Genomic DNA, 26,822 nt, shown 5'->3' with positions numbered 1-26,822 from the left:
TTTTATAGTTTATAATTTGACTCCTGTCTAATTCCTTCCCTTTAGGGGAGGTTAGGAGGGGTTTATTCACTCCTTTTGGCTCCTCTGGCCAATTCATAAAACACTTCGTCCATTGAATTCGCCGAAAACTGTTGCTTTAATTTTGGCGGGGTATCCAGCGCTTCAATGCTGCCATCAACCATAATCGATACACGATTACAATATTCGGCTTCGTCCATGTAGTGTGTGGTTACAAAAACGGTAATGCCTCGGTCTGCCACCTCATAGATCAAATCCCAAAACTGCCTGCGTGTAACCGGGTCAACACCACCGGTAGGTTCATCCAGAAATACAATCTTGGGTTCATGCAAAACAGCTACTGAAAAAGAAAGCTTCTGTTTCCATCCCAATGGGAGTGATCCAACCAATTTCTTAGCTTCATTTTGTAGGTTCAGTCGGGTTATTAAGGCCTCGCTCTTTTGTTGCAGGTCCCGGTCAGAAAGACCATAAATTCCACCGTAAAACCTTATATTTTCTAACACAGTCAGATCTTCATACAGCGAAAACTTCTGACTCATGTAACCAATGTTCCTTTTAATTTCTTCGGTTTGCTTATAAACATCAAAGCCGGCAACAGTGGCGGTGCCCGAGGTGGGGATCGATAAACCACATAACATACGCATAGCCGTGGTTTTTCCAGCGCCGTTAGCGCCCAAAAAGCCAAAGATCTCCCCTGGAGCCACTTCAAACGAAATTTTATTTACCGCTGTGAAATGCCCGAAATGCTTACTTAGTTTATCTGCTTTTATTACCGCTTGCATTTTTGATTTGTTAATTGGTTTCTTCGGTCATTAATCGGATGAAGCAATCTTCAATACCGGGGGTAACGGCCTTTATCTCTATGTTTTTGTGCCCTTTTTCTTTTAAATAAGCCAAAAGCTCCGGCTCATTTGTAGCGCTTTTATCTTTAAACGAGATATGCACAAACTCTCCAAAAGTAAAACAGCCTTTAACTTTGGTATAAGCCCGTAAATCATTCAATAAATAATAAATTGACTCAGCTTTAATGGCGAACAACTTATCAGGGTACGCATCGACAATGTTTTGAGGGGTGTCTATTGAAAGTATTTTCCCCGATTGGATAAGGGCAATACGATCACAAAGGGTGGCTTCATCCATATACGGTGTTGAAACCAAAATCGTAATTCCCTGCGTTTTCAATCGCTTTAACATTTCCCAAAATTCCTTACGCGAAACAGCATCAACGCCTGTGGTGGGCTCATCTAAAAACAATATAGTGGGCCGGTGAATGAGCGCGCAGCTCAATGCCAGCTTTTGTTTCATACCGCCTGAGAGTTTTCCTGCCTTCCGATCTTTAAAAGGTTCTATCTGAACATAAATATCTTTAATAAGGTCGTAGTTCTCCTCAATTGTTGTGTTGAAAATGGTGGCAAAGAAATTAAGGTTTTCTTCGACAGAAAGATCTTGGTAAAGCGAAAAACGACCCGGCATATAGCCAACGGTGTTTCTTATGCTTTTATAGTCTTTTACAATATCAAAACCATCAACCGTTGCAGAGCCTTCATCAGGAAGCAAAAGTGTGGTAAGCATTCTGAAAATACTGGTTTTGCCGGCACCATCAGGGCCAATTAATCCGAAAAGCTCTCCTTTGTTAACCTCAAAAGAAACCTTGTCGACGGCAAGAACACTACCTTTATTATAGGTTTTACTGAGCTTATCGAGTGTAACCATTATTGTTTATTACGAATTTCGGGTTGCGGGTTACGAGTTGGCTTTAACCCGTAATTAAGTAGTTCGCAACTCGTAATTAATTAAAATTTCACCTCTCCGTACATGCCAATTTTTAAATATCCGTCGTTCTTAACCCTTACTTTAATAGCATAAACCAGGTTAGCACGTTCTTCTTTAGTTTGGATAGTTTTTGGAGTAAACTCTGCTTTATCGTTGATCCAGGTGATCACACCTTCCTGCTCTTTATATTTGTCGGCTCCATCATCGGTTAATACCTTCACTTTTTGATCAATTTTAACTTTCGAAAGCTGATCGCCGGTAATGTAAGCCCGAAGGTTCAAATAACTCATATCCGCAATTTTATAAAGTGCTTTGCCCTGCATTACCATCTCGTTAGGTTCAACATATTTAACCAAAACAGTTCCGTTCACAGGGTTAATAATCTTGCATTTTGCAAGCTGATCTTCCAATTGCTCTATCTGAGCCTGAATAGGGTTTTTGTCACTTTGTAAGCCTTTGGTTTGAGTGTTCAGCACCGATTGTTGTGCAGCATCCTGCTCTTTGATCACTTTCAATTGCTTTTCCAATACATCAATTTGGGCGTTCACATCATCCAATTGTTTGGTAGGAACAGCATCGGCGTTTACCAGGTTTTGGATACGTTGACGCTCGCGATACTGAGTTTTCAATTGGCTTTCAGTTACGACCAACTGTTGTTTAAAAGCAGCTGTTTGTGCCGAAATATCAGGCATACGTGAGCTGAGCCCGGCTTTCTGGCTTTCCAGTTGTTTTTTGCGAAGGTATAACTGTACGCTGTCGATATAACCCACCTGCTCATTGGTTTTCAATTGCTGGCCTTCTTCTACATTAAATTGCTTTAAAGTACCATTGGCTTCAGCCGAGATCACAGTTTCAATAGCTTCAAATGTTCCTGAAGCATCAAAATCATTGTCTCCTTTTTTACAGCCCCCTAACAGGATGATTGTGGCTGCCAGTATAATTGATGAGGTTTTCATTTATATTGATGAATTATCTATTTGTTAAATGTTGTTTTAGGTTTGATTATTTCGGCGATCCAAAGGGGGATCAGTTTTTTCCGCTCGAGCATGAATGTATTGAACTGTTCCTGATCAATGCCATGTATGGTTTTTAAGATAGGGTTAGCAATGAATGGAAAAACCGTAAGAGAGATCAGGTTTGACATTAGCTGAACCGGATGAATATTGTCGATAGTACCGTTTGCAATACCCTCTTTGATCTGCTTCATGAAATACGAATTTTTGATCTGCATATTCTTTTGGATGTTATCGGCCAGGTTCATCGGACTGTTTCGCAATTCACTTAATACAAAAATGGGAATATCGGGTTGCAGCATTAACGTATCCACATAACGACCAACCAACGTTTCAATTTTTTGCTGAATAGAGGTGTTCTCATCATTCAAAACCTGGAACATCCCCTGGAAAAACTGTTGAATATGCTCACGCATGATCAGTTCAAAAAGTTTCTCTTTACTGCGGAAATAATAGTTGAGTAAGGCGAGGTTGATACCTGCTTCAGAGGCTATATCACGGGTTTTAGTACCAGCATAGCCCTTTTGAGCGAAAAGTTTATGCGCCGCTAGTTTTATACGCTCCTCTGTAGAACTGTCAATTGCCTTTACTTCTTTTTTAGCCATCAATGCCAAAGGTTTTGCAAAGCAAAGGTTGAAATAAATCAGTAATTAATCAAAAGATTTAAACAAGTGATTAAAGTTTGCACACAAATTGACCGAATTGAACTAATTTCACTAAAGAGAAATTAGTGAGATTGACCTAATTAAAAGTAAAACAAGCAAGTCGCTTTCCTAGGAGAGACTTGCTTGTCAGTAGTTCGTGAAATTCGGTTAATTAGAAGAATTAATTCGTGTTAAACCAATAGCGCATCTGCTGAAATGCCGAGTTTTTTATGCAGCTGCTTAGCAACAGTAAGTGTTAATGGTTTTTTACCACTTAAAATTGCCGAAAGGTAACTTTTACCTATTCCTAATAATTCGGCTAATTCACTTTGATTTAAGCCTATTTCAGTTTGCTTGTACTTGATGGTTTCAATGAGGTCAAGATCAGGTATAGGGTAATGTTTATCCTCGTAATCTTTGATCAATAAAATAACCATTTCAATTTTATCACCCAGTTCAGAACCCTTTTCAGGTTTTTTGTCTAAGGACAATTCAAGCCATTCAGCCCAATAATCAAGTTCTTCGTCGGTTCTAATTGGTCTCAATTCCATCTTATTTATTGTTAACTGTTGTTACATCAATTGAATTATATTCAGTATGAGTTCCAAACCATTTGAGGTGAATTGTTTTAAATTCAAACGAAAATCGAACTACTAAACGATAATTGTTCCCCATAATATTGAAAACAACTCTATTATCGGAAACAATGCTTGCTGATCTGTATAATTCTTTTAATTCACTAAAGTTTTTAAAGTCCGATTTTACTATCGTTTTATACCAATCGTTCAAACTCCTTTCCGCATCAGGATATTGTTTGCAATAATATAAAAGTGTTTTTCGGGTGATGATGTTAAACATTTCTAAAGGTAGGTAAAAGTTTGCTGTTAGAAAACTTTTAACAAAAAATGGCTACACAATGGCAGCCATTCTCATTCGTGAAATTCTTTTAATTCGAATTAATTCGTGTTCTATTGCTTCAACGTTTCTTTCACTGAGCCACATTTCATCATTTGATCGCCATAATATGGATTTTGAATTTCTTTATTGTTTGAAAGCCAGTAGCCTCCTTTGTCGTTGTTAGCCATCGGACAAAACTCGACATAAATTTCGCCTGATTTTACGCCGGTTTTTTTGATCAGGCGCTCAACTTGTTTGGTTAATCCATCAAATGAAGCCCTTAGGGTTTTTAAGTCGGCAGCACTAGCTGATGCTTCTGCAGCTTTGGTTGCTTCAGCATCTTTCACCGCATCTAGTGCAGTTTTAACAGCTTGGGCTGCAGTTTTGGCCTCCGCTTCATTTGATGCTACTAAATTGTTTTTTAAATGAATATAGTGAGCATACACATTGTTCAACGCTTCGTTGTTCAGAATAGGGTTTGCCGTACTGGCTTGGGCTGCTTCGGCTTCGTGATCATGTCCTTCGTGCGAAGATTGATCGTGAGCTTCCGTCTTTTTTCCTTGTCCGTTACATGCTGCCAATACTCCTGCTACAAGAGCTGTGGCGATATAGAATTTAATTTTCATATTCTTTAAATTATTATTGGTTAATGATTATGAGTCATACCGGTTCCGAATTTTAGAATGTATTCACTGTTTAAGAGAAAAACTCCGGAGGTTACAATTACTTCCCCGTTGTGCAGTCCCTCTAAAATTTGCACGTTCTGCTTATTTTCTTTTCCGAGTTCCACCATGCGGCGCTCGAAACTACCATCTGGTCGTTTAATCCATGCAATATTCATTTTTTCACCATAAATAACAGCACTTTTTGGAACAATTAGCTCATTACCAATACCGGTGGTTAAATGCACATAAGCCAGCATGCCGGGTTTCAGATTTACATTATTCTTAATTTTTAAGGTGAGTAGATTAATGTTCGATACACCCTGCATATGCGGGTTCTGATAAACTACTTCCGCCGGAAATATTTCTCCGGGATAAGCTTCCAGCTCGACAGTGATCTTCGGGTTTTTAGCCAAAATGGTTAATTCATTATCAAAAACTTCAGCCTCAATCCAAATATCATTCAACGAAGATAGATTTAGAACAGCATCGCCTTCATTTAAATACTCGCCTTCATTTTTAAGTATTTCGGTAACCGTTCCGGCCTGTTTGCTGAAAATTGTAATCCGTGGATTTGCCTTTCCGGAATTAGCTAATTGCTTGATTTGCGACTTGTTCATTCCCCATAATTCCAGCTTACGCTCTAAAGCGGCAATGGCATTGCTCATATCAACTGATACCGCTTCAAACGCCTTTTGCTGTTTTAAACTGATCAGGTACTCCTGTTGTGTTGATTGTAATTCTTCACTATAAAGCGAATACAGTTTTTGTCCCGCAGAGATTTGTTCACCCGGATTACGAACAAACATTTGCTCTATTCGTCCCGAAACTTTAGCGCTTATTACTTCCTGAGCCTGACGGTTATAATTGGTTTTGGCCGAGAGTGTAAGAGTTCCGTTCAGGTCGCCTGTTCTTATTGTATCCGTTTTAATGTTGGCCGTTATCAATTGCACAGGAGCCAAGTGTAGCGTATGTTCTTCTTTTACTTTCGAGCCTTCAATTTTGGTTAATGGCATACCGCAAATAGGACAATTGCCAGGTTTATCCGATCGTACATTCGGATGCATGGAGCATGAGTAAACTTCGCTTGATTTTTGGACTTCCTGATGCTCATGTGCATTTTCTTTTGCTTTTTCATTTGAGCATGAAAAAATTAGAAGCGTAACCGCAAAGGAGCAGAGGCGCAGAGTTGAGCTATATATTTTTCGTTTTACTGAATTATGCATCGTGATGAGGAACTCAAAACTAATTACTAATAACTTATTACTCATTTTTCCCCTCCTTCCGTTTCAATAAATGAATCGCTGTCAACTAAATAGGATGCATTAACCGCCACCTTTTCATCATCGTTCAGGCCCGATTTTATTTGTATCCAATCGCCACTTGATGATCCAGTGGTTACCGTGCGGGCAGTGAAGGTTTTGTCGGCTTTATCAGCTACCCAAACAATTTTAGTTTTACCCAAATCATAAACAGCCGTTTTAGGAACAAAAAAGCCTTCACTTATATTTTTATGAACGATCATTCCCTGAATAAAATTACCAATTTTTAGTTCGTGATGATTTGGGATATAAACCCTTATGGTAGCGGTTTGCTTATCGTTGTCGTAATAAGGTTGTATAAAATCGACTTTCCCGGTAATCAGGTGACCTTTTTCTGATGGAACAGTGATCAGCACTTCATCTCCCGTTCGAATTAACGGAAGATCCTTTTCATAAGCCGAAAGTAAAGCCCACGCTTGTCCATGGCTCATCAGTTCAAACAAGGTTTGTCCTTTGGATATATACATGCCTTCACGAATGGAACCCAAAGCCGAAGTACTACCCTTGGCAGTGGTTGCAGCATTATTCATTCCCATTCCGTCACCACCAGCGGAAGGTTTTTGTCCTGTGCTGGCAGATGCAAGCGCATGAGAAACTCCAGTATAAGGACTGTAAATACTGACCAGTTGCAAAGGTTTTCCAGTTTTAATTAGTTGGTTTACTTCCGACTGCGTCATTCCTAAGTTGAACAATTTGTTTTTTAAACCCGAAACGAGCTCCAGATCGTTATTCTTAATTACAAACAATAAATCACGCTGAGCAGCAAGCAATTCAGGACTGTAAATGTCGAACAGCTTTTGTCCTTTACTCACTAACTGGTTTTCGTACTTAACGTATAACTTTTCAATACGGCCACTTACCCGCGATGATACGCTGTTCTTCGCCCGATTATCTAAACCAAAATAACCGTTGAGCATTACCGTATCGTTAGCATTTCTTCCTCTGGGATAAACGGTTTTAAAATTACCTACAACTGTACCATTTACCTCTTTTGCCAGTTCGCCTAGTTCCTGCTTTTCCTTTTCGTTTACATCACTCGCGGTTACCTTTTTTTCTAAATCCATCCCACAAATTGGGCAGGTCCCCGGATGATCCTGAACTACCTGTGGATGCATTGGGCAAGTATAGGTAGCTTCTGATTCAGTTTGTCTTTTCTTTTGACAGGCACTAAAAGCAATAATCAGAAGAATGAATACCGCAGAGGCACAAAGACGCAGTGTATTTACGTAGTTCCGGTTCGTACATCGTACTTCTAAAATCGTACTTCTACTTTTGAATCGCTTCTTCATACATTACCTCCATTTTATAGGTTTGGTCCAAGACATTCAGATAATCCATTCGTTTCATTAAAAGGTCATCCCAAGCCATTAGTGTTCTGAAAATGTCGCCTTTGTTCTCTCCAAAAGCATTCAGGTTTACCTCAAATGTTTTTTTATAGTCGGGGAGGATGCGCTGCTCATAAATATCAAGTCCTTTGTATTGAGCTTGTAAATCGAGCATTGTGTTTTTGATCATGCTGGTTGTTTCATTCACCATGTTTTTGCGCTCTTTCTCCATGGCCATGATCTCGTAACTGATAGCCTTAACTTCAGATTTGTATCCTTTCGATGACCAAGGCACCAGTGGAAGCTTCATGCTGGCCATCGCACTGTACATGTAAGTTCCGTCGGCCATACGCATGTTTTTGAACCCAACGCCAAACATTGGTTTCGACATGGTTTGGGCAACCTTTTGATTGAGTCGCATGCTGGCGATCTCATTGGTCATTCGTTGAATATCACTTCGGTTTTGCAATACAAAGGATGTGTCATATTGAGTGATTTGCTCTTTGTACCTTGATAGACTCATTGAAGTATCGATCTGTAAATCGGAGTTTAAAGGCTTACTCATTAAATAATTTAATGTTGAACGGGCCTGACGAATCATGCTTTCTTCCTTGATCTTCATCGATTCAAGGCTGCCAAGTTTGGCTCTTGCATTGTAAATGGTTGGAAGGTCAGCTTGCGAGTACTGTAATCGGGCTTCTGCAATTTTTATCAGCAACTCGAGCATTTTACCCTGCTCAGCTAAAACAGTTAAACGTTTTGTGCCGATGAGTTCAGTAAAATAAGCCGACTTTGCCTGGGCAAAAAGTTTGTTCTTAAGCGTGAAATAATCATTCATGTTTTGATTTTTGAATGATTGATAATATTCAGCTTTCGCTTTTTGATTAGCAAAGTTAGGAAGCATCTGATCAACATTCAGCATCAACATCTTACGGGCTCCATTGTCCATTTGCATTTGATTGGAATATGGAAATTCTTCCATTCCCAAGGAAACAGTAGGGGCATCCCAAGCCTTCGACATGTTACCCATTTCGATGTTAGCCTTGGTGGTATAGCCAAATTTCTGTAACCCGGCGTTGTTGGCTGTAATGCTATCTAAAACAGCCTTTAACGACATTGTTGTTTGTGCTTTTGCGATAGCAGGAAGGAGGAAAAGCGTCAAACAGATCAGCATCAAATTGAAAATTTCCGATTTTTTACTTCGTACTTCTAACTTCGTACTTCTAACTTTAGTTCTAGTTTCCATTTAGTACCTCCACTTTACCATGCTTCTTCAATTCATATTCTTTAGTCATTTCAAAAATGATAGGTGTTACCAACAATACGTGTATGGTTGAAGTGATCATTCCACCAATCATTGGCAAGGCAATTGGCAGCATAAGGTCGATGCCTGTTCCATGGCTCCAGAGAATCGGAACCAAACCGAACAAGGTTACCGAAACTGTCATTAATTTAGGGCGAAGGCGTTTGGCCGATCCCTCAATTACATAATGACGCAAGTCGGCAATTGATACCGCAGCGCCTTTTTCTCTCACCATACGTTTCATGGCTTCATCGAGATAAACCACCATCAGCATACCGGTTTCTACTGCTACTCCAAATAAGGCGATGAATCCTACAGCTACGGCAACCGAAATGTTTATTCCCCAGAAATACACCAGGAACACTCCTCCAATTAAAGCAAATGGTACACTCATCATGGTGATAATCGCCTCCTTAACCTGGTTGTAGGTCATGTAGAGAATAAAGAAGATGATCACCAGTACTATCGGAACGATAATGGAAAGCGTTTTAGTAGCCCTGAGCTGATTTTCCCATTGTCCACTCCAATCAATATAATAGCCTTTTGGCAAGGTTAATGTCTCGTTCAAGCGACTGATGGCATCGTTTACCGTGTTGCCAAGATCTCTGCCCCGAACATTGAAAAGAACCGTTCCGCGAAGCATGGCATTCTCCGAGTTGATCATTGCCGGACCGTCTTTAATCATAATATCTGCTACTGATGATAAAGGCACTGGTCCGTTTGGCGTTTGTATAAGCGTACGTTTTATATCATTGATGCTGCTGCGGAAATCCTGCGCAAGACGAACACTAACACTGAAACGTTCGCGACCTTCTACGGTATTGGTGAGGTTCATGCCGCCCAGAGCACTTTCAACGATCATGTTTACATCGTTAATGCTCAATCCAAAGCGGCCCAACTCTTCTTTTTTGATCTTTATATCGAGGAATTTTCCGCCTGTTACCTGTTCGGGATACAGATCTGTGATTCCGTCAATGTCTTTCAGCGTTTTTTCAATTTCCCTGGAAATGCTGTAAATCGTATCGAGATTTTGTCCATACACTTTAACTCCAACATCGGTTCTGATGCCTGTTGAAAGCATGTTGATGCGGTTAATGATCGGTTGTGTCCAGCCATTGGTAACCCCAGGTATTTGCAGTTTTGCGTTCAGTTCAGCGATAATATCATCTTTAGTTTTTCCCTTGCGCCACTCGCTTTGAGGTTTTAGCAGAATGATACTTTCGATCATGCTCATTGGCGCATTGTCGGTGGCTGTGCTGGCTCTTCCGGCCTTGCCCAATACGTGTTTTACTTCAGGTACCGATAGAATGATCTTATCCTGGATCTGTAAAATTCGCTTTGCTTCTGCATTGGAAACATCAGGCAATGTTACAGGCATAAATAGGAGGGAGCCCTCGTCTAATGGTGGCATAAACTCACGGCCCAAGCCCATTATCATAGGGATTGAAATGATCAGAGCCAGTATGTTAATTCCCAAAACCGTTTTCTTCCATTCAAGACACCATTTTAAAACGGGCTCATAAATGCGGTTGAAGAAATTGCTGATAGGGTTTTGACTTTCAGGACGCATTTTTCCTTTTAGGAAAAACGACATCATTACCGGTACAAACGTGATGGCCAAAATAACCGACGCTAGCATCACCAATGTTTTGGTCCAGGCCAGTGGATGGAATAACTTACCTTCCTGGCCGGTCAATAAGAATACCGGCAGAAATGAAATTATGATAATGAAGGTTGAATAAACAACGGGTTTACCAACCTGTTTGGCGGATTTTTCAATGATAGCGATCCGCTGCTCATTGGTAAGTTTTCGTGGATCACGCATGGTCATCATCTCCTTCCTCTGTTAAATGGCGGTAAGCATTTTCAACCATTACAATTCCATCGTCAACAATTACCCCTATAGCGATGGCGATTCCGCTTAAGGACATAATGTTGGATGTAATGCCGAAATTTTTAACGGCGATAAAACCTAATAAGATGGCTATCGGTATGTTAAGCATCACCACCAATGAGCTGCTGAAATGGAACAGGAAAATAATGATGATAATACATACCAGGATGATCTCCTCGGTCATGGTGTTTTTCAAGCTGTTAATTGCCGATTCAATTAGCTCGCTTCTGTCGTAAGCTACCTTAAACTTTACGCCCTTTGGGAGACCTTTTTCGACCTCCTTCATTTTCTCTTTCACATTTTTAATCACCGCATCGGCGTTTTCTCCGTAACGCATCACCACAATACCTCCAACTACTTCTCCATTCCCATTTTCTTCGGTAATGCCCAAGCGAGCTTCACCACCCATTTGAACAGTGGCGATATCTTTAACTCGAATAGGAATCGAGTTTTTAGTGGCAATGGTCATGTTTTCGATGTCGGCTATTGATCGAATGTAACCCAAGCCACGCACGATATAACCCGTTCCGTTCATTTCGAAAATCCGTCCGCCCACATCATTATTGTTATTCTTAACGGTGTTTAAAACATCCATTAAACTCAATTGGTAATAGTTGATCCTATTTGGATCGAAGGAAATTTGATATTGCTTTTGAAAGCCTCCAAAAGATGCCACTTCACTTACTCCCTGAACATTTTGAAGGGCAAATTTTACATACCAATCTTGCAAAGCCCTAAGCTCGCCAAGGTCATATCCGGGAGCATCCAGGGTATACCAAAAAATATGACCAACACCGGTTCCATCGGGGCCAAGTGTAGGCGTTACGCCTTCAGGCAATGAACGTTGTGCAGAGTTAAGCCGTTCCATTACACGGGTTCGTGCCCAGTAGATATCTACGTTGTCTTCAAAAATGACATAGATAAAGCTCATGCCAAACATGGAAGTAGCCCTAACGTCTTTAACTTTTGGTAGGCCCTGTAGGTTGGTAACCAGTGGAAATGTTACCTGGTCTTCCATAATTTGAGGACTTCTGCCCATCCACTCCGTATAAACGATTACCTGGTTTTCCGATAAATCGGGTATAGCATCGATCGGTGTTTGCTGCATCGAGTAAAATCCCCAAATACTTATGGCAATTACTCCAACAATTACAATGAACCGATTCCTGAGCGACCAGGAAATAAGGTTTGAGATCATGTGATCAATTTGAAAATTTGAGAAATTGAAAATTTGATAGACTTTCTATGCAATTTATGAAAGTCATCGAGCAATTAAGAACTAATTGCTTCTACGTGGAAACAGAACTAAATTCTGAAATTATGATGTAAGATAAACCGTTCGACGGGTAAATCAGGGGGAGAAGTATCTGCGCTTAACGATGCTTTTTCGATCTCAATAGGAGCATGCAGAAAAACCGCTACGTAGGAAAGTGCAAAATGAATGCTTAAAACAGGGATTTTAAGTTGATGCTGTGACTTTAAAAAGTCATCCTGAACCTTTATTACTTTGGCTTCGTCTTTACAGCAATCTTTCATAGGTTCTTCACCCGACTTGGTGCAACTGCATTTTTTTGGTAAATGAAAATCTGTAGAGGTTAACACTTTGCCACAGTAATGTGCATACACTGGCACTCCTGCATTCATCAGCAGGAAGAAAAATGTAAAACACACTATGAGCAAACGTTTTGTCATTATCACAAAAATATAATTTTCTATTTTAAATAAATGTAAGATACTTATCGCGCTGCAGCAATTAGTGCGATAAGTATTTATTATTTAGGTTAGCTGATCTGTTCGGCAGTATAGCCAACACCTTTCAAGGCATCTTTCACTTGCGAAGGTTGAAGATCTTCTCCTTCCACTGTAAGCACTTTATCGGCGCTAGCTAAATCTACTTCCCAATGTTTAACTTCTTTTAATCCATTTAACTCAGGTGTTATGGTAGCTATGCATCCGGTGCATTTGATGTTTGTTTTGAATTTCAGTAACATAATTGAATTGTTAATTGTGAACTAATTAATTTTAGATTGATGATTTTAGATTTACGAATGATCGATGAAAAATCGTAAATCCTAAATTTAAGATCTTAAATCGTTATATTTTTTTTCGTTGTAACCTTAAGCTGTTTGTTACCACCGAAACCGAGCTTAGCGCCATGGCGGCTCCGGCAAACATTGGATTTAGCTGCCATCCGAAAATTGGGTAGAACAGACCCGCGGCAAGGGGTATCCCTATAAGATTGTATATAAATGCCCAAAACAGGTTCTGCCGAATAGTTTTTACGGTAAAGCTCGACAAACGTAAAGCCTTAGGGATCTGTCTTAAGTCGGAAGAGGTCAGGGTCATTTTGGCTACATCCATGGCAATATCTGATCCTTTGCCCATAGCTATACTTAAATCGGCTTGAGCTAAAGCTGGCGAGTCGTTAATCCCATCTCCTGACATTGCTACCACTTTGCCTTCTTTTTGTAGCTGTTTTACAAAAGCAGCTTTATCGGCGGGCAATAATCCTGCATGTATATGATTAATTCCGGTTTGTTGTGCTACAGCCTGAGCGGTTTCAAAAGTATCTCCCGTTAACATATAAACTTCTATACCTGCTGATTGTAATTCATTAATGGCTTCTTTTGATCCGGCTTTTACTTTATCAGCAATGGCAATAATAGCGATCAATTCCTGGTCAACAGCGATAAATGAAACTGTTTTAGCCTGTTGTTGTAACTGATGTGCTTGATGAGCAATATCTTCTGAAATCAGAACATGGAATGCCTGTAGTAAAGCCCTATTTCCAGCCAATATTACTTTGCTGTCAAACTTTGCCTTCAACCCTTTACCCGAAATGTTTTCAAACTCATTAGGTTCAGAACCTATGATTTGTTGAGATTTGAGATAGCTAACGATCGATTGTCCAAGCGGGTGTTCCGATCGCTGTTCCATTCCAAGAATTAGGGGGGCATATTTTTCAAAATCCTTTTCCATCCAAATAAAATCGATCACCGTCGGAGTTCCTTGCGTAATCGTTCCGGTTTTATCGAGGACAACGGCATTAACCTTTCGGGCGATCTCCAGGCTTTCGGCATCTTTTACTAAAATGCCGTTTTCGGCTCCCTTTCCAACGCCAACCATTAACGCCGTTGGAGTGGCTAACCCTAAGGCACAAGGACAAGCTATGGCCAATACCGCAACTAATGCTGTAATTGCATGGTACCATTGATCGTTGGTGCCTAAAAACATCCAGACGGTAAATGAAGTAATGGCAATAAGTAGCACAATTGGAACAAAAATGCCAGCGATTTTATCGACCAATTTTTGTACCGGTGCTTTACTGCCCATGGTATCTTCAACATGTTTGATGATTTGTCCGAGCAATGTTTCCTTACCTATTTTTTCGGCTTTAAACTTGAAACTTCCCTGTTGGTTTATGGTTCCGGCAAAAACTTTATCACCCAAGTTTTTGCTAACAGGCACAGATTCACCTGTAATGGTGCTTTCGTTCACATAAGAGGCGCCGGCTATAACCGTTCCGTCAACGGCAATTTTTTCGCCCGGTTTAACAATGATGATCTGATTGGGATGAACGTTTTCAATGTCGACCACGCGCTCTGTTCCGTTATCGTCTATGGTAACGGTTTTGGATTGGAGTCCCATCAACTTTTTTATTGCTGATGAAGTTTTGGACTTTGAGCGTTCTTCCAACAATCGGCCCAATAGAATGAAAGTAACCACCACTGCTGCCGACTCGAAATAAATCGGAGTATGCTGGCCGGGACGGTGCATTAAATGAGGGAAAAATGTATTGATAGCACTGAAAATAAAGGCGATTCCACTGCTTAAAGCTACCAGTGTATCCATGTTAGCACTGCCGTGTTTGGCCTGTTTAAAAGCATTGATAAAGAATTGCTTTCCAAAAACAAACAAAATAATTCCGGTTAAAACCATCATAATCCAGTTTCCCGGAGGCCAATGCATAAAGAACATTCCGATTACAACAACCGGTAATGTTAATACGCCTGCCCAAATGGTATTCTTTTTAAGTTGTTGATATTTCAAATGCTGCAGTTCTGCCTGCTCTTCTTTGGCATTGTCTTCAATAAAAAGATCATAACCGATTGATTGTACTGATTTCTTGAGTACCTCTGGGGAAATTAAATGAGCATTGTATTCAACAGCTACCGAATTTGCAGCAAAATTTACTTCAGCTTTTACTACTCCAGGAGTATTGTTAAGCATACTTTCTACGCTCACGGCACAGGAAGCGCAACTCATTCCTTCAACCGGAAATACCTTTTTGAGAAGTTCGTTTGATCTATTATCGATTTGCATAAGCTATGTAGTTTGTGATAGAACAAAGCTACCTCACAACCTCATGCAAAGCTTTATACAATTTTGGGAGAAGTTTATATGATTTTGGAACAGTTTCCAGTCTTCAGTACTCAGTCGGCAGTCCGCAGTTTCCGGTCTACAGTACCAAATCAATACAGTCAGTAGTCTACAGTTCTAAGTCGGGGGGGGGTCTCACTACATACTGGTGGTTGTCGATTGGCAACTGAGTACTGCTGACTGCCGATTGTGGACTGCCTACTGCTGACTGCCTACTGCTGACCGCCGACTTTATCCAATGCTTTTCTACTGGAATCTCTTAGTTTTTTGAATTCACTCGGAGTTAATCCGGTTGTTTTTTTGAATTGAGAGGAAAGGTGGGCAACGCTGCTATAGCCAAGCTGGTAGGCAATTTCGCTCAATGTTAATTCATCATAGAAAATTAACTCTTTGGCTTTTTCAATGCGCTGTAAGATGAGATATTTTTCAATGGTAATTCCCTCAAATGATGAGAACAAATTGCTTAAATAGCTATAGTCGACATTAAGAAAAGCGGACAAGTGGTCAGAGAGATTGATATGCAGTTTAATGGGGTCTTTACTGTGAACCAGTTCAATGATCAGGTTTTTAGTAAGTTCAATTAGCTTACTTTGTTTGTCTTCCAATAGTTCAAATCCGTTATCTTCTAAAACTGATTTTACCCGTTCTAACTGATGGTTGCTTAACGTTCCTTCCAGTTCAACTTCTCCGAGTTTTATTGAATTAACAGTTTGACCAATTTTTTCTAATTCATCTTTAACCACCTTTATACAGCGGTTGCAAACCATATTTTTTATTTGAAGTAGCATGCTTTTGAAATAATGTATGTTTTAGGTAAACGACGAAAGTACTGATATGGTTTTGATGCATTACCGCATTAACTCGCTCATCTAAAATGTAAAAGTTTTGGTTAAGATGAACAACAATGAGCATTATATTTTAATTTCACCCAATTATTAACTTAACCATTTATGAAGTTATACAAAGTTTGTTTATCGGGTATACTTGCTTTTGCAGCCCTCAACGCCAATTCACAAGCACTTTATCAAACGGCTATTATTAAATCGGCTTTTGAAAAAGGTACACGTGCTGTAAATGGCAAACCAGGGGCTAATTATTGGCAAAACAAGGCCGATTATAAGATTAAAATGAATTTCGATCCGCAAACAAAAGTGCTTAGCGGAGAAGAAACCATTACCTATTTTAATAACAGTCCGGATGCATTAAGCCGACTGATCATTCGTTTGTATCCTGATTTTTATAAGAAAGGTATTGAACGTAACACTCAAATCGACCCAAAAGATGAGAATGAAGGTGTTGTGATTGATTTCCTGAAAATCAATGAAGAGCAGATTAGTGATCTTCAAAATAATAAGAAAGCGGCTCGTTACGGGACTAATTTAATGGTGACTCCGGCAACGGCAGTTGCAGCTAAAAGTGAAAATACACTTGTTATTAAATGGCACTATACCGTAAATACTGGTTCTCAGCAGCGAACCGGAGCTATTGATGCAACCTCTTACTTTATTGCTTATTCGTTTCCGCGTTTATCCGTTTATGACGATATAAATGGATGGGATACATGGAGCTATAAAGGCACTCAGGAGTTTTATAATGATTTCGGAAACTATGAGGTGGAAGTTACAGCTCCTAAGAACTTTATTGTTTGGGCAACAGGTGAACTACAAAACGGATATGAAAACTTAAGCACTACTGTTACTGAGCGTTTAAAATTAGCGGCAACAACCAATAAAACGGTTCATGTTATTGATTCTACCGATTACAAAAAGAATAATGTGTTCTCGGCTAATCCTACAGGTAGCTGGAAATTCAAAGCAACTAATGTGAGTGACTTTGCTTTTGCCTTAAGCGATCATTACTTATGGGATGCAAGCAGTGTATTGGCAGACTCGGTTACCAAACGCCGGGTGATGGTGAATACCACCTATAATAAAATTCACCATGATTATTTTGAGGTACAGGATATTGCAAACAAGTCGGTTGAGTTGATGAGCCATGTGTATCCGGCTGTTCCATTCCCGTTTCCTCAAATTACTGTTGTTGACGGAACCGATCAGATGGAGTACCCTATGATGGTAAACGATAATCCTTCGCCTAATCGTAAATACGCGGTTCAGTTAACTACTCATGAAATATTCCATAGTTATTTTCCATTTTACATGGGGATTAATGAAACGCAATATGCCTGGATGGACGAAGGTTGGGCCTCAATTGGTGAAACAGTGTTATCTGCATTGTTAGGTGAACCTGAAGACGAAGGAATTTATAGTAAAACCCGCTATGAAAAGGTATCAGGTACTGATTTAGATGTACCGTTGATTACTAATACTAAAAATTATGACGGCTTTGCTTATGTTACCAATTCATATGGCAAAGGTGCGCTAAGCTATCATGTTCTTAGAGATATGTTGGGTGATAAACTATTCTTTAAGGCGCTGCATCAATACATGAACGATTGGAATGGTAAGCATCCAACCCCATACGACTATTTTAACAGCATTAATAATACAACCGGTAAAAATCTTAACTGGTTCTGGAAACCATGGTTCTTCGAATGGGTTTACCCTGATCTAGCCGTTCAAAATGTTTCGGTTGATACCAAAGGACAAACTTCAATAGTTATCGAAAACAAAGGCGGTTTACCGGTTCCAATTCACTTGGTAATTAAACTCGAAAATGGGAAGGAAGTTGTAAAACACTTTACCGCTGAATCATGGGCAACAGGAAATACGGAATTTGTAGCCAAAGGATTTTTCGATGCGAAAGTTAAAAGCGTAACAATTGGAGATGAGTTTACTCCCGATAAGATTAGAGATAATAATAAGTGGGAAGCTGGTCAGGTTACAAAGCAAGGCAGTCTAAAATAATTGAAAGGGCGTTAAATTTGTTTTTAACGCCCTTTTGTTTTACCCTTTATCCTCAGCTAAAACTAGTTTTGCTTCGTTGTCATCGTTGGTGACTTCAATTTCTTTTTTTGGAGCTTCGTTTTTTAAGGCTTTAGCCTTTTTACTATTGCCTTTATTCACCAACATTACTCCAATTAAAATAATTGCGAGTGAAATGGTTTGAATGCCTGAAATAGGTTCACTTAAAATCAACCAGCCTAATAATACAGCAACGGGAGGATTGACATAGGCATAAGTGCCCACTTGTGAAGGTGAACGCACTGAAAGTAACCACACATACGACAAATAACCAATTAACGACCCGAATGTTACCAGGTAGGTTAATGCCAGCCATGATTTAGTGGTTGTTTGGCTGATATCATAGCTTTGATATTCTCCTCTTATGGCAGCAACTGTGAAAAAAGCTAAACTGGCCACCAGCATTTGAATGCTTACCTTCATTAAAGTAGAGCCATCAGAAGGGGAATATTTAGTAAATAAAGAACCTCCAACCCATGCTATTGAGCCACTTAAGAGCACTAAAAGTCCAAGCAGTTGCTTATGATCTTGTAAGCTAAAATGGGTCGATTCATTGCCACTTGTAACAAGTATTATAACACCCGAAAATCCTATCAATAAACCGGCTACAATGGGTAAACTGGTAAACGATCGTTTCCATTCGCGTTTATCAAGCAAAGCCATCCATAAAGGAGCTCCTGCAACCACAATGGCCGTTAAGCTGCTAGGTAAATATTGCTCGGCCCAAATTACGGCCCCATTTCCCCAAAGAAGTAATAATAAACCGGTAATACAGCTTTTTAATATAGCTGTTTTTGAAGGGAGCCTTTGTTTGTTATAAAAACACCATCCCAGTAATAAAACTCCGGCAATTAAAAAACGAAGGCCACCCATTATCATCGGTGGAATACTTTGAATGGCGACCGAAATGCCTAAATAGGTTGATCCCCAAATAAGATAAATAGCCGCAAACGCGGCAATAACAAGGCTTTTTGAAGGTTCATTAGTGTTGTTGAGCGTTTTCATTTTGTGTAAGAGGTATAGTTAAGTTTGTGGTTTCTTTTAAGGTTTCGAGTACAATGGTGGTGCGGGTTGAGATGATGCCCTGAATTTTACTTAATTCTTCCCGCATCCATTTAACTAATGATTGAGAATCTTCCGTTCTGATCTTGATCAGAAAACAATCGTCTCCCGCAATATGATGTACTTCTTGTATTCCGGGTAAATCCTTTATTGAATTGTCCTGCCAACAACTGTTAGGGGCTGTTGAGGATTTTACAAAGATAAATGCCAGTAATTTTTGATTTAAGGCGATAGGATTTATACGCGTGTTGTACGACTCGATAATGCCTTTTTTTTCCAGTTTACGTACTCGTTCAAGCATAGCCGATGGTGCCATGCCTAACTCTTTTGCAAGTTCGGAGTTAGAAATACAGGCATTGTCTTGCTTGAGTGACAAGATCCTTAAGTCGATATTATCTAATTCAATCATTTTTAAGTAGAATATTATTCAATAAATTTAAAATATTTCAGAATAAAATTCAATAAAAAATATAAAATTTCGAATTAAATAAATTAAGAGAGAGCGAGAAATTATGAAAGAAGGAAGTGGGGTAGGTATAAAAAACAAGGAACCTCGACCGGGGAGATGCGAAGTTCCTTACAACCAATTTATGTATTATGAATATGAAGCAAAGATAGTGTATTACTTACACTATGCAAATATTTTTAAAAATTTTTTTTAAGTTTTTTTTCAAAACAAATAACTCCTTGAATGCAGGGTATTTTTTGTAATTAATGACTTGTTTTTTAGGATGTAATAGAATTTAATTTGGCAAATAGAGGTAAATAAATATATGGTTATAAATCAGAACTTTGCTGATATGCCGAAGCAAAAAATACCATTATTCCCAACTCCAAGTTCTCCAAATACTCCAAACGTTTTTCCGTAGCGTAAACCTATGGCATTCAGCTGAAAGGCAAATTCCGTATTAGATGAAGTTTCAATATCTGAGTCATTTATGGGTTTAGCTTTGACAAAAGCAATACCAGCAGCTAATCCGGAATATAGTTGAAACTTTTCTTTGTTAACGTAACGATAATCACTTCTCGCCATTAGTATATTGTATGTACTGGTGTAAGAAAGATCAATAGAAGAGGAATTGCTTGTGGTTTTTCCTTCTAATGAAGTGTTGGAATATAGAGCACCTATAGTCCATTTTGGGTTTAGATAATGGTTATAACCCAGCATTATTGGTCCGAACTTTACAGAAGTTTCGGTTGATTCTCCGGTAAATATGCCCACGAATGCGTCTGAAAAGGTTTCGCTGGCTTCTTGTACTGAACCTAACCCATATCCAATATAAACTTCATTCTTTTGAGCTTTTAACTGGCTTGAAAACAAACTTAATGTAAATGCAATTGTGAGTAGTTTTTTCATAATAGCAGATTGTTTTAGATTGATTAATAGTATAACAGGCTGATTTAGAGTGCTTCATTTTAATTTAAGCTAAAAAAATCAAACTTGAAAGAACTAAAATTTAATAGGTACATCGAATAATATTTAAAAAACTAATTAATCCAGAGAATAAGCATTTATTTTTAGCCTTTTAATCCAGGTTATCTTTTAAATGTTCGATTCATCAAATTCAGCCTTTAAGTACGCAGTTCAGTTTGTTAATCAAACAAACAGGCATTTATTTATTACAGGCAAGGCAGGAACAGGTAAAACTACTTTTCTGAAATACATTTATCAAAACTCTCCTAAAAAAATGGTGATTGTTGCACCAACAGGAGTAGCAGCCATTAATGCAGGAGGGGTAACTATACATTCTTTTTTTCAGCTTCCCTTTGAAGCTTTTTTACCGATCAATCAGCCTCAATGGAATAAAAATCAAGGGCAGTTTAATACCATTTATTCCTTCTTGAAAAACCTTAAGATCAGCAAGGAACGAAGGGAGTTAATGCAAGAAATTGAGTTATTGGTTATTGATGAAGTGAGCATGGTAAGGGCTGATTTACTCGATACAATCGACCATGTGTTGCGATTTGTAAGAAAACGACCAGAGCCATTTGGTGGCGTACAGGTGGTATATATTGGCGATTTGTTTCAATTGCCTCCTGTGGTTAAAAATGATGAGTGGGAAGTGCTTAAAAACTATTATGAAAGTCCTTTCTTTTTTGATGCACATGTTATAAAACAATCGGAGTTGTTATACCTTGAGCTTACCAAAATTTACCGCCAAAAGGACACGGTTTTTATTGATATACTGAATAATATTCGCAATAATGTAGTGTTGCCGCAAGATTTAGAAGTGTTACATCGGCATTATCACCCCGATTTTCAGCCTCCAAAAGAGGAAAACTATATAACACTTACCACCCATACAGCAAAAGCGGATAATATTAATTTGCGAGAATTGAATTCCTTGCCGTCAAAATCATACCGGTTTAATGCTGAAGTTACCGGCGATTTCAATGATAAGGCTTATCCTGCAGATGCAATTCTGGAGCTGAAGGAAAATGCGCAGATCATGTTTATTAAAAATGATAAAGGTGAAAGCAGGAGGTATTATAACGGCAAAATTGCAACGGTCAAAAGTATCAGAGAAGATAGTATTACAGTTGTTTTTAATAATGGGAACGAAATTGAACTCGAAAAAGAATCATGGAAAAATGTCAAATTTCAGTTTAATAGCGATAACGACAATATTGATGAAGTTGTATTAGGTGAATTTAAACAATATCCCATTCGGTTGGCTTGGGCTGTTACTATTCACAAAAGTCAGGGTTTGACTTTTGAAAAAGCCATTGTCGATGCAGGAGCTTCATTTGCTGCCGGTCAGGTTTATGTAGCGTTAAGCCGATTGACCAATATGAATGGCTTAGTTTTATTGTCTAAAATCACCCCGGCAGCCGTTTTAAATAATACCAGGGTAATTGAGTTTTGTAAGCGTGAATTCGATCCGGACATCCTTGTTAATCAATTGGAACGCGATAGAACTAGTTATATCAATTCACTTTTGCTGCAAACATTCAACTGGAATAAACTTGTATTTTATCTCGAACAGCATTATGATAATCTGGCTGGGGGATTAATTGCAGATAGGAGTGAGGCGGCTACTTTAGCAGAAAAATGGTATAAAACTACTAAAGATCAACTGAAGGTAGCTGAAACCTTTTCCAAACAGTTAGGCCAGCTACTGTCGGAAGCCCAAAGTGATAATTACGGAAAACTTAACGAACGAATTGACAAAGCTTCAGCATATTTTCTCACTTCGATAAATGAAATGCTTGATAGCTTGGATGATCATATAAATCAAACCCGTAAGAAAAAAAGGGTTGTGAAATACCTGGCAGCTTTAAAGCAGTTAAGAAAACTAATATTTAGAAAAGTTGAATTGATTAAAGCGGCCCAATTAATTGCTCATGGGCTATCAAAAGGGATTGATTCTACAATCCTGCTTGAAGAAATGAATGTTAAATCTGAAAATCCAGGAAATAATGATGAGGTTGATTCACCAACTGAAAAAAACAAAAAAGGAGAAACCAGATTTATCAGTCTGCAATTGTTTAAAGAAGGTAAGTCAATTGCTGATATTGCAACTGAACGGAATATGACTTCGGGTACTATTGAAGGTCATTTAGCATCGTTTATTGCAACCGGAGAAATTAAGGTAGAAGAATTGATTTCCGAAGAAAAGCTTAAGCCTATCCTTGATGCCATTCAAGCCAGTGGCTCAGTTTCATTAGGTGTTTTAAAAGAAAATCTGGGCGCGAATTTCTCTTATACTGAAATTAAGGTAGCTGTTGCTTATTGGCAGGCAACACAAGCCTTAAATAAATAGAACTTTTGTTCTAAAGCGAACAATTAAATACCTATTTCGACAATTCAATCCATACCGGGGCGTGATCGCTTGATTTTTCCCAACCACGAACATGACGATCTACTCCTGCTTTCAATAACTTATCGGTTACTACGTTATTCAGTAAAAAATGGTCAATCCGTAAGCCGGCGTTTCGACTATAAGCATCCCTGAAATAATCCCAATAAGTATAAATGATTTCGTCAGGGTATAGTTTACGAAGAGCGTCAGTCCAGCCTTTGTTAATCAGGCTATGAAACACTTCTCTTGATTCGGGTCGGAATAAGGCGTCATTTGTCCAGCGTTCAGGTTTATAAACATCAACTTCGGTTGGAATAATATTAAAATCGCCGGTAAGCACTACCGGGATGTTTTGTTTAAGAAGTTCATCTGTATGTGTGATAAAGCGCTTCATCCAGCTTAGTTTGTAATCAAACTTTGGCCCTGGAGCAGGATTGCCATTAGGCAAATAAAGACAACCAATAAGAAGATCTCCTACATGAGCTTCAATGTATCGACTATGCAGATCTTCATCATCTCCCGGAAGCACCCGTCGAACTTCTTTGATCTCTGCATGATCACGGGCCAGAATGGCTACACCATTCCAGCTTTTTTGGCCATGCCATATTGCATTATACCCCGCATCCTTGATCGCAGCTTCCGGAAAATTTTCTTGCGGAGCCTTTAATTCCTGCAAACAAGCGATATCAGGCTTGGTTTCTTCAAGCCAGCGAAGTAAAACAGGTAAGCGACTTCCGATGCCGTTTACATTATAAGTGGCGATTTTTAAAGATGCATTAGGTGACATAGTTTACCGATAATTTATAAAAAAGAAGATAGTAAATATCTGTTGAAAGCAGCAACTGTTAAAGTTTTAATGAGAATATTATACCGACCTTAATTTTTCTTCTTCCAAATCAATATGATGCAGAAACCTTCTGATGATCTCTTCATCGATTCGTTCTTCACTTTTATTCTTTTGAATTAGCAATTGACGCTGCTTATCGAGAATGTTCATGTAGATCGTTTTTACTTCCTCCGAAATAGTTACTGTTTCATCCGCCTTTAAATGATTTTGCCACTGATTGGCCAATTTCTGCAAATGAAAATTGGTTGTTAGTTCGGTTTGATGATATTGAGTTAAATAGTTTAAAGATTCTTTTGCCAACTCTTCACGGATCAGGTTTTGTGTTTCTTCCTCTGGCAGATGATCGTTAAAGTTGGGCAGGCTTACTTTTTTAATGAGAATTGGAAGGGTAAGCCCTTGCAATACCAACGTGACTAAAATTACGATGAATGTGATGTATAAAATCAAATTACGATGGGGGAAAGGGGAGCCATTTTCAAGTACTAAAGGGATGGATAATGCAGCTGCCAGAGATACAACTCCTCGCATACCTGTCCAGCCGAGCAAAATCGGACCTTTTATGCCAGGGTTACTGTCGGCAACGGTAATGAAGTGACTGGCCACTTTAGTTACGATCAATGCCCCGAATGCAGCAAGCATTCTGCCTATAATTAAAACCATTGTGATCAATAGTCCGTAACTAGTTGCCTGATAAAAATTGCTACCTTCAGCTTTTAATCCAGATGTGATTTCGGGCAGGTCCAGTCCAATTAATAGAAATACTAAACCGTTTAATAGAAAAACGAGACTTTGCCACACATTTTCTCCTCGTAAGCGTGAGGAACCACTTAAAAAATGGTGCCGATGGTACGATAAGAACAATCCACCGCTAACCACCGCCAATACACCTGAGGCATGTACTTCTTCAGCGGCAATATACATGGCATAAGGTGTTACAAGGCTAAGTATGATATCCATATTTGCATCCGTCGGAAGCCATTTGTGAAGTTTCAGGAAAAGTAAACCTACCACCAGGCCCAGGCAAACACCTCCAATAATCATCCATACAAAACTAAATGCTGCCTCGTACCAAACAAACTGACCGGTGGCTACTGCAATCATCGCAAAGCGAAAAATAATAAGCGATGAAGCATCATTTAAAAGGCTTTCTCCTTCCAGAATAGAGGACATTCTTTTGGGAACCTTTACAAATTTTAAAATCGCGCTCGCGCTTACAGCATCAGGAGGGGAAACAATTCCTCCCAGCAAAAAGCCTAAGGCTAAAGAAATGCCTGGTATAAAATAATTAGCTATCAAGGCTACTGAGATGGCGGTGAAAAAAACTACCACGAATGCAAAACTTCCGATGATCCTGCGCCAATGCCAAAGTTCTTTCCATGAGTTGGCCCAAGCTGCTTCATATAACAAGGGGGGAAGAAATATGATAAAGATGAGCTCTGGATCTATTTTAAGAACAGGAATACCGGGTACAAAGCTGATGAGTAATCCTGCTAACACTAATAAAACTGGGTAGGCTACTTTAATTTTAGTAGCCAGCATTATCAACAAAATAATAAGGACAATCAGCGCCAGATAAAAAGGAAAATGTTCGAGCATATACGGTTTAAATGTTCGTCGGATAAATTTATTAAACATTCATCATAATCCTAATAAACCTATGGCAGCAGTTTAGTGCTGGCTGATTCTATTGAGGTATTTATCAATTGTACTATTCATGATTTTTTATATTAGAGGGATAATTGTAATGATATGTTATTTTCTGTCCAACCAATTTTAGAAAACGATAAAGTGTTGATCAGTCCATTAGAAGAAAAGGATTTTGAAGACCTTTACAAGGCAGCTTCAGACCCTGACATTTGGAAACAACATCCTAATAAAGACCGTTGGAAAAAAGAAGTTTTTCGGACATTTTTTGAAGGTGCAATGAAGAGCGAAGGGGCATTCAAAATCATCGATAAAGAATCATGCGAAATTATAGGTAGTACAAGGTTTTATGACTTTAATGAACAAGATAATAGCATTCTGATTGGCTATACCTTTTATTCAACCAGATTTTGGGGAAAAGGTGTTAATCAGGCTGTAAAGAGGATGATGTTAGACTATATCTTTCAATTTGTTGATAAGGTTTATTTTCATATTGGAGCTACTAATATTCGGTCGCAGATTGCTATAACCCGTATAGGAGCCCAAAAGGTTGGCGGGCAGGAAGTGGCTTATTTTGGAGAACCTTCCAAACTGAACTTTATTTATGTTATTGAAAAGGAGAAGGCTGTTAGCAATAAATGAGAGGTGCATTGGTAACTTAATTTGCGCATACCGTAGATGTATGATAAAACCACAAAGGTCGCCAGATGATTCTTACAACCTTTGTGATCCCGCTGGGATTCGAACCTTAGCGCTTAAATAAAGTAGCTAAAATTAGAGGTACAACTATTTCAATACGATATCGCAACCAATTGGATCAATTTCTGGATAATCCACATCAATGCCGTCCAAAGCTGCTTCAATGGCATCTTCCAGGTAGACCCTGGTAACCATATTTTCATTTTCCCAGCTATCATCTATCGCACCTTTATAAACCAATTCTCTTTTCGAGTTAAATAAAAATGCTTCGGGAACTTTAGTAGCACCAAATGCCTTAGCCACCGTTTGGTCATCGTCCATTAAATACAAATGAGGCAATTTTAAATCATCATACATTTTTTTCATCTCTTCCAACGATTCAGCTTCACTGTTTTTGGTAGTAGAATTAATTCGAATGATTCCTAAATTATCTTCTTCATATCGCTTAAGTAAGTTCTTGATACGATTGCGATACGCTACAGCCACTGGGCAGCTGTTGTTGGTAAACACTACAAGCAATGCATATCTATCGGCATATGCATACTGATTGCTCATTTCTCCGTCTACTCCCTTAAGGTTAAAAGCCGGAAGTTTGTCGCCTATTATCATAAG

Annotated in this window: 25 protein-coding genes; 3 read left to right on the top strand and 22 right to left on the bottom strand. The window is 38.9% G+C overall.

Annotation, left to right across the window (positions count from 1 at the left end; all coding sequences use genetic code 11):
• Positions 1–62: 62 nt before the first annotated feature.
• The 16 genes from NF867_RS05390 to NF867_RS05315 all read right to left on the bottom strand — a co-directional run bounded on the left by NF867_RS05390 (position 63) and on the right by NF867_RS05315 (position 16,019).
• Positions 63–800, bottom strand: coding sequence for an ABC transporter ATP-binding protein (locus NF867_RS05390; RefSeq protein ID WP_252586591.1), 738 nt, complete (start codon positions 798–800; stop codon positions 63–65).
• Between the two features lie 10 nt (positions 801–810).
• Positions 811–1,731 (bottom strand): ABC transporter ATP-binding protein, encoded by a 921-nt coding sequence (locus tag NF867_RS05385; RefSeq protein ID WP_252586589.1) that lies wholly within the window; start codon positions 1,729–1,731, stop codon positions 811–813.
• An 80-nt stretch (positions 1,732–1,811) separates the two neighbouring features.
• Positions 1,812–2,747 (bottom strand): HlyD family secretion protein, encoded by a 936-nt coding sequence (locus NF867_RS05380; protein ID WP_252586588.1) that lies wholly within the window; start codon positions 2,745–2,747, stop codon positions 1,812–1,814.
• 17 nt (positions 2,748–2,764) lie between these two features.
• Positions 2,765–3,409 (bottom strand): TetR/AcrR family transcriptional regulator, encoded by a 645-nt coding sequence (locus NF867_RS05375; RefSeq protein WP_252586587.1) that lies wholly within the window; start codon positions 3,407–3,409, stop codon positions 2,765–2,767.
• A gap of 230 nt (positions 3,410–3,639) precedes the next feature.
• Positions 3,640–3,999 (bottom strand): helix-turn-helix domain-containing protein, encoded by a 360-nt coding sequence (locus NF867_RS05370; protein ID WP_252586586.1) that lies wholly within the window; start codon positions 3,997–3,999, stop codon positions 3,640–3,642.
• 1 nt (position 4,000) lies between these two features.
• The gene (locus NF867_RS05365; RefSeq protein ID WP_252586584.1) at positions 4,001–4,306 is read right to left on the bottom strand and encodes a type II toxin-antitoxin system HigB family toxin; all 306 of its coding nucleotides are present in this window, start codon (positions 4,304–4,306) and stop codon (positions 4,001–4,003) included.
• A 110-nt stretch (positions 4,307–4,416) separates the two neighbouring features.
• Positions 4,417–4,971, bottom strand: coding sequence for a DUF3347 domain-containing protein (locus NF867_RS05360; protein ID WP_252586582.1), 555 nt, complete (start codon positions 4,969–4,971; stop codon positions 4,417–4,419).
• A gap of 20 nt (positions 4,972–4,991) precedes the next feature.
• A complete protein-coding gene (locus NF867_RS05355; protein WP_256471361.1) occupies positions 4,992–6,233 on the bottom strand; it encodes an efflux RND transporter periplasmic adaptor subunit in 1,242 nt (413 codons plus the stop codon).
• Positions 6,234–6,274: 41 nt separating this feature from the next.
• Positions 6,275–7,618 carry a heavy metal-binding domain-containing protein gene (locus NF867_RS05350; RefSeq protein ID WP_252586579.1) on the bottom strand — a complete coding sequence of 448 codons (1,344 nt, stop codon included), beginning with the start codon at positions 7,616–7,618 and terminating at the stop codon, positions 6,275–6,277.
• Positions 7,596–8,900: a TolC family protein gene (locus NF867_RS05345; protein ID WP_252586578.1), complete on the bottom strand. Its 1,305-nt coding sequence runs from the start codon at positions 8,898–8,900 to the stop codon at positions 7,596–7,598. Before NF867_RS05345 ends, NF867_RS05350 begins: the two co-directional genes overlap by 23 nt.
• A complete protein-coding gene (locus NF867_RS05340) occupies positions 8,890–10,788 on the bottom strand; it encodes an efflux RND transporter permease subunit (RefSeq protein ID WP_252587119.1) in 1,899 nt (632 codons plus the stop codon). Before NF867_RS05340 ends, NF867_RS05345 begins: the two co-directional genes overlap by 11 nt.
• Positions 10,775–12,049: an efflux RND transporter permease subunit gene (locus NF867_RS05335; RefSeq protein WP_252586576.1), complete on the bottom strand. Its 1,275-nt coding sequence runs from the start codon at positions 12,047–12,049 to the stop codon at positions 10,775–10,777. The genes NF867_RS05340 and NF867_RS05335 overlap by 14 nt, the downstream gene beginning before the upstream one ends.
• Before the next feature lie 107 nt (positions 12,050–12,156).
• Positions 12,157–12,543 (bottom strand): HYC_CC_PP family protein, encoded by a 387-nt coding sequence (locus NF867_RS05330; RefSeq protein WP_252586574.1) that lies wholly within the window; start codon positions 12,541–12,543, stop codon positions 12,157–12,159.
• An 89-nt stretch (positions 12,544–12,632) separates the two neighbouring features.
• Entirely contained in the window at positions 12,633–12,842 is a 210-nt protein-coding gene (locus NF867_RS05325; protein WP_252586572.1) for a heavy-metal-associated domain-containing protein, read from the bottom strand.
• 103 nt (positions 12,843–12,945) lie between these two features.
• The gene (locus tag NF867_RS05320; protein ID WP_252586570.1) at positions 12,946–15,174 is read right to left on the bottom strand and encodes a heavy metal translocating P-type ATPase; all 2,229 of its coding nucleotides are present in this window, start codon (positions 15,172–15,174) and stop codon (positions 12,946–12,948) included.
• Between the two features lie 269 nt (positions 15,175–15,443).
• The gene (locus tag NF867_RS05315; protein ID WP_252586568.1) at positions 15,444–16,019 is read right to left on the bottom strand and encodes an AraC family transcriptional regulator; all 576 of its coding nucleotides are present in this window, start codon (positions 16,017–16,019) and stop codon (positions 15,444–15,446) included.
• A gap of 162 nt (positions 16,020–16,181) precedes the next feature.
• On the opposite strand from NF867_RS05315, the gene NF867_RS05310 reads away from it, so the two are divergent.
• Entirely contained in the window at positions 16,182–18,098 is a 1,917-nt protein-coding gene (locus NF867_RS05310) for a M1 family metallopeptidase (protein ID WP_252586566.1), read from the top strand.
• A gap of 39 nt (positions 18,099–18,137) precedes the next feature.
• Here NF867_RS05310 and NF867_RS05305 read toward each other — a convergent pair whose 3' ends face one another.
• From NF867_RS05305 to NF867_RS05295, 3 genes are all read right to left on the bottom strand, one after another.
• A complete protein-coding gene (locus NF867_RS05305; protein WP_252586565.1) occupies positions 18,138–19,160 on the bottom strand; it encodes an EamA family transporter in 1,023 nt (340 codons plus the stop codon).
• A complete protein-coding gene (locus tag NF867_RS05300) occupies positions 19,138–19,626 on the bottom strand; it encodes an Lrp/AsnC family transcriptional regulator (RefSeq protein ID WP_252586563.1) in 489 nt (162 codons plus the stop codon). The genes NF867_RS05305 and NF867_RS05300 overlap by 23 nt, the downstream gene beginning before the upstream one ends.
• Before the next feature lie 375 nt (positions 19,627–20,001).
• Complete coding sequence (locus tag NF867_RS05295) at positions 20,002–20,574, bottom strand: hypothetical protein (protein ID WP_252586561.1); 573 nt, start codon at positions 20,572–20,574, stop codon at positions 20,002–20,004.
• 190 nt (positions 20,575–20,764) lie between these two features.
• Between NF867_RS05295 and NF867_RS05290 the strand changes: the two genes are divergently transcribed.
• Positions 20,765–22,981, top strand: coding sequence for a helix-turn-helix domain-containing protein (locus tag NF867_RS05290; protein ID WP_252586559.1), 2,217 nt, complete (start codon positions 20,765–20,767; stop codon positions 22,979–22,981).
• A 31-nt stretch (positions 22,982–23,012) separates the two neighbouring features.
• Here the strand turns inward: NF867_RS05290 and xth are convergent, their stop codons facing one another.
• Both xth and NF867_RS05280 read right to left on the bottom strand, forming a co-directional pair.
• Entirely contained in the window at positions 23,013–23,807 is a 795-nt protein-coding gene (gene xth / locus NF867_RS05285; RefSeq protein WP_252586557.1) for an exodeoxyribonuclease III, read from the bottom strand.
• 78 nt (positions 23,808–23,885) lie between these two features.
• A complete protein-coding gene (locus NF867_RS05280) occupies positions 23,886–25,463 on the bottom strand; it encodes a Na+/H+ antiporter (protein ID WP_252586555.1) in 1,578 nt (525 codons plus the stop codon).
• A gap of 153 nt (positions 25,464–25,616) precedes the next feature.
• Between NF867_RS05280 and NF867_RS05275 the strand changes: the two genes are divergently transcribed.
• Entirely contained in the window at positions 25,617–26,153 is a 537-nt protein-coding gene (locus NF867_RS05275; RefSeq protein ID WP_252586553.1) for a GNAT family N-acetyltransferase, read from the top strand.
• Positions 26,154–26,297: 144 nt separating this feature from the next.
• Here the strand turns inward: NF867_RS05275 and NF867_RS05270 are convergent, their stop codons facing one another.
• The gene (locus NF867_RS05270; RefSeq protein ID WP_252586551.1) at positions 26,298–26,819 is read right to left on the bottom strand and encodes a redoxin domain-containing protein; all 522 of its coding nucleotides are present in this window, start codon (positions 26,817–26,819) and stop codon (positions 26,298–26,300) included.
• Between the last annotated feature and the right edge of the window lie 3 nt (positions 26,820–26,822).

The organism is Solitalea agri (assembly GCF_023914155.1).
In the GTDB taxonomy this organism is placed as follows: Bacteria; Bacteroidota; Bacteroidia; order Sphingobacteriales; family Sphingobacteriaceae; genus Solitalea; species Solitalea agri.
Note: the sequence above shows the minus strand (reverse complement) of the source record. Positions and strands in the feature narration are given on the sequence as shown.

What these genes read in the sequence shown, in the direction of transcription:
- NF867_RS05390 (WP_252586591.1), bottom strand. Translation starts at nt 800, where the DNA reads ATGCAAGCGGTAATAAAAGCAGATAAACTAAGTAAGCATTTCGGGCAT.
- NF867_RS05385 (WP_252586589.1), bottom strand. Translation starts at nt 1,731, where the DNA reads ATGGTTACACTCGATAAGCTCAGTAAAACCTATAATAAAGGTAGTGTT.
- NF867_RS05380 (WP_252586588.1), bottom strand. Translation starts at nt 2,747, where the DNA reads ATGAAAACCTCATCAATTATACTGGCAGCCACAATCATCCTGTTAGGG.
- NF867_RS05375 (WP_252586587.1), bottom strand. Translation starts at nt 3,409, where the DNA reads ATGGCTAAAAAAGAAGTAAAGGCAATTGACAGTTCTACAGAGGAGCGT.
- NF867_RS05370 (WP_252586586.1), bottom strand. Translation starts at nt 3,999, where the DNA reads ATGGAATTGAGACCAATTAGAACCGACGAAGAACTTGATTATTGGGCT.
- NF867_RS05365 (WP_252586584.1), bottom strand. Translation starts at nt 4,306, where the DNA reads ATGTTTAACATCATCACCCGAAAAACACTTTTATATTATTGCAAACAA.
- NF867_RS05360 (WP_252586582.1), bottom strand. Translation starts at nt 4,971, where the DNA reads ATGAAAATTAAATTCTATATCGCCACAGCTCTTGTAGCAGGAGTATTG.
- NF867_RS05355 (WP_256471361.1), bottom strand. Translation starts at nt 6,233, where the DNA reads ATGCATAATTCAGTAAAACGAAAAATATATAGCTCAACTCTGCGCCTC.
- NF867_RS05350 (WP_252586579.1), bottom strand. Translation starts at nt 7,618, where the DNA reads ATGAAGAAGCGATTCAAAAGTAGAAGTACGATTTTAGAAGTACGATGT.
- NF867_RS05345 (WP_252586578.1), bottom strand. Translation starts at nt 8,900, where the DNA reads ATGGAAACTAGAACTAAAGTTAGAAGTACGAAGTTAGAAGTACGAAGT.
- NF867_RS05340 (WP_252587119.1), bottom strand. Translation starts at nt 10,788, where the DNA reads ATGACCATGCGTGATCCACGAAAACTTACCAATGAGCAGCGGATCGCT.
- NF867_RS05335 (WP_252586576.1), bottom strand. Translation starts at nt 12,049, where the DNA reads ATGATCTCAAACCTTATTTCCTGGTCGCTCAGGAATCGGTTCATTGTA.
- NF867_RS05330 (WP_252586574.1), bottom strand. Translation starts at nt 12,543, where the DNA reads ATGACAAAACGTTTGCTCATAGTGTGTTTTACATTTTTCTTCCTGCTG.
- NF867_RS05325 (WP_252586572.1), bottom strand. Translation starts at nt 12,842, where the DNA reads ATGTTACTGAAATTCAAAACAAACATCAAATGCACCGGATGCATAGCT.
- NF867_RS05320 (WP_252586570.1), bottom strand. Translation starts at nt 15,174, where the DNA reads ATGCAAATCGATAATAGATCAAACGAACTTCTCAAAAAGGTATTTCCG.
- NF867_RS05315 (WP_252586568.1), bottom strand. Translation starts at nt 16,019, where the DNA reads ATGCTACTTCAAATAAAAAATATGGTTTGCAACCGCTGTATAAAGGTG.
- NF867_RS05310 (WP_252586566.1), top strand. Translation starts at nt 16,182, where the DNA reads ATGAAGTTATACAAAGTTTGTTTATCGGGTATACTTGCTTTTGCAGCC.
- NF867_RS05305 (WP_252586565.1), bottom strand. Translation starts at nt 19,160, where the DNA reads ATGAAAACGCTCAACAACACTAATGAACCTTCAAAAAGCCTTGTTATT.
- NF867_RS05300 (WP_252586563.1), bottom strand. Translation starts at nt 19,626, where the DNA reads ATGATTGAATTAGATAATATCGACTTAAGGATCTTGTCACTCAAGCAA.
- NF867_RS05295 (WP_252586561.1), bottom strand. Translation starts at nt 20,574, where the DNA reads ATGAAAAAACTACTCACAATTGCATTTACATTAAGTTTGTTTTCAAGC.
- NF867_RS05290 (WP_252586559.1), top strand. Translation starts at nt 20,765, where the DNA reads ATGTTCGATTCATCAAATTCAGCCTTTAAGTACGCAGTTCAGTTTGTT.
- xth (WP_252586557.1), bottom strand. Translation starts at nt 23,807, where the DNA reads ATGTCACCTAATGCATCTTTAAAAATCGCCACTTATAATGTAAACGGC.
- NF867_RS05280 (WP_252586555.1), bottom strand. Translation starts at nt 25,463, where the DNA reads ATGCTCGAACATTTTCCTTTTTATCTGGCGCTGATTGTCCTTATTATT.
- NF867_RS05275 (WP_252586553.1), top strand. Translation starts at nt 25,617, where the DNA reads ATGTTATTTTCTGTCCAACCAATTTTAGAAAACGATAAAGTGTTGATC.
- NF867_RS05270 (WP_252586551.1), bottom strand. Translation starts at nt 26,819, where the DNA reads ATGATAATAGGCGACAAACTTCCGGCTTTTAACCTTAAGGGAGTAGAC.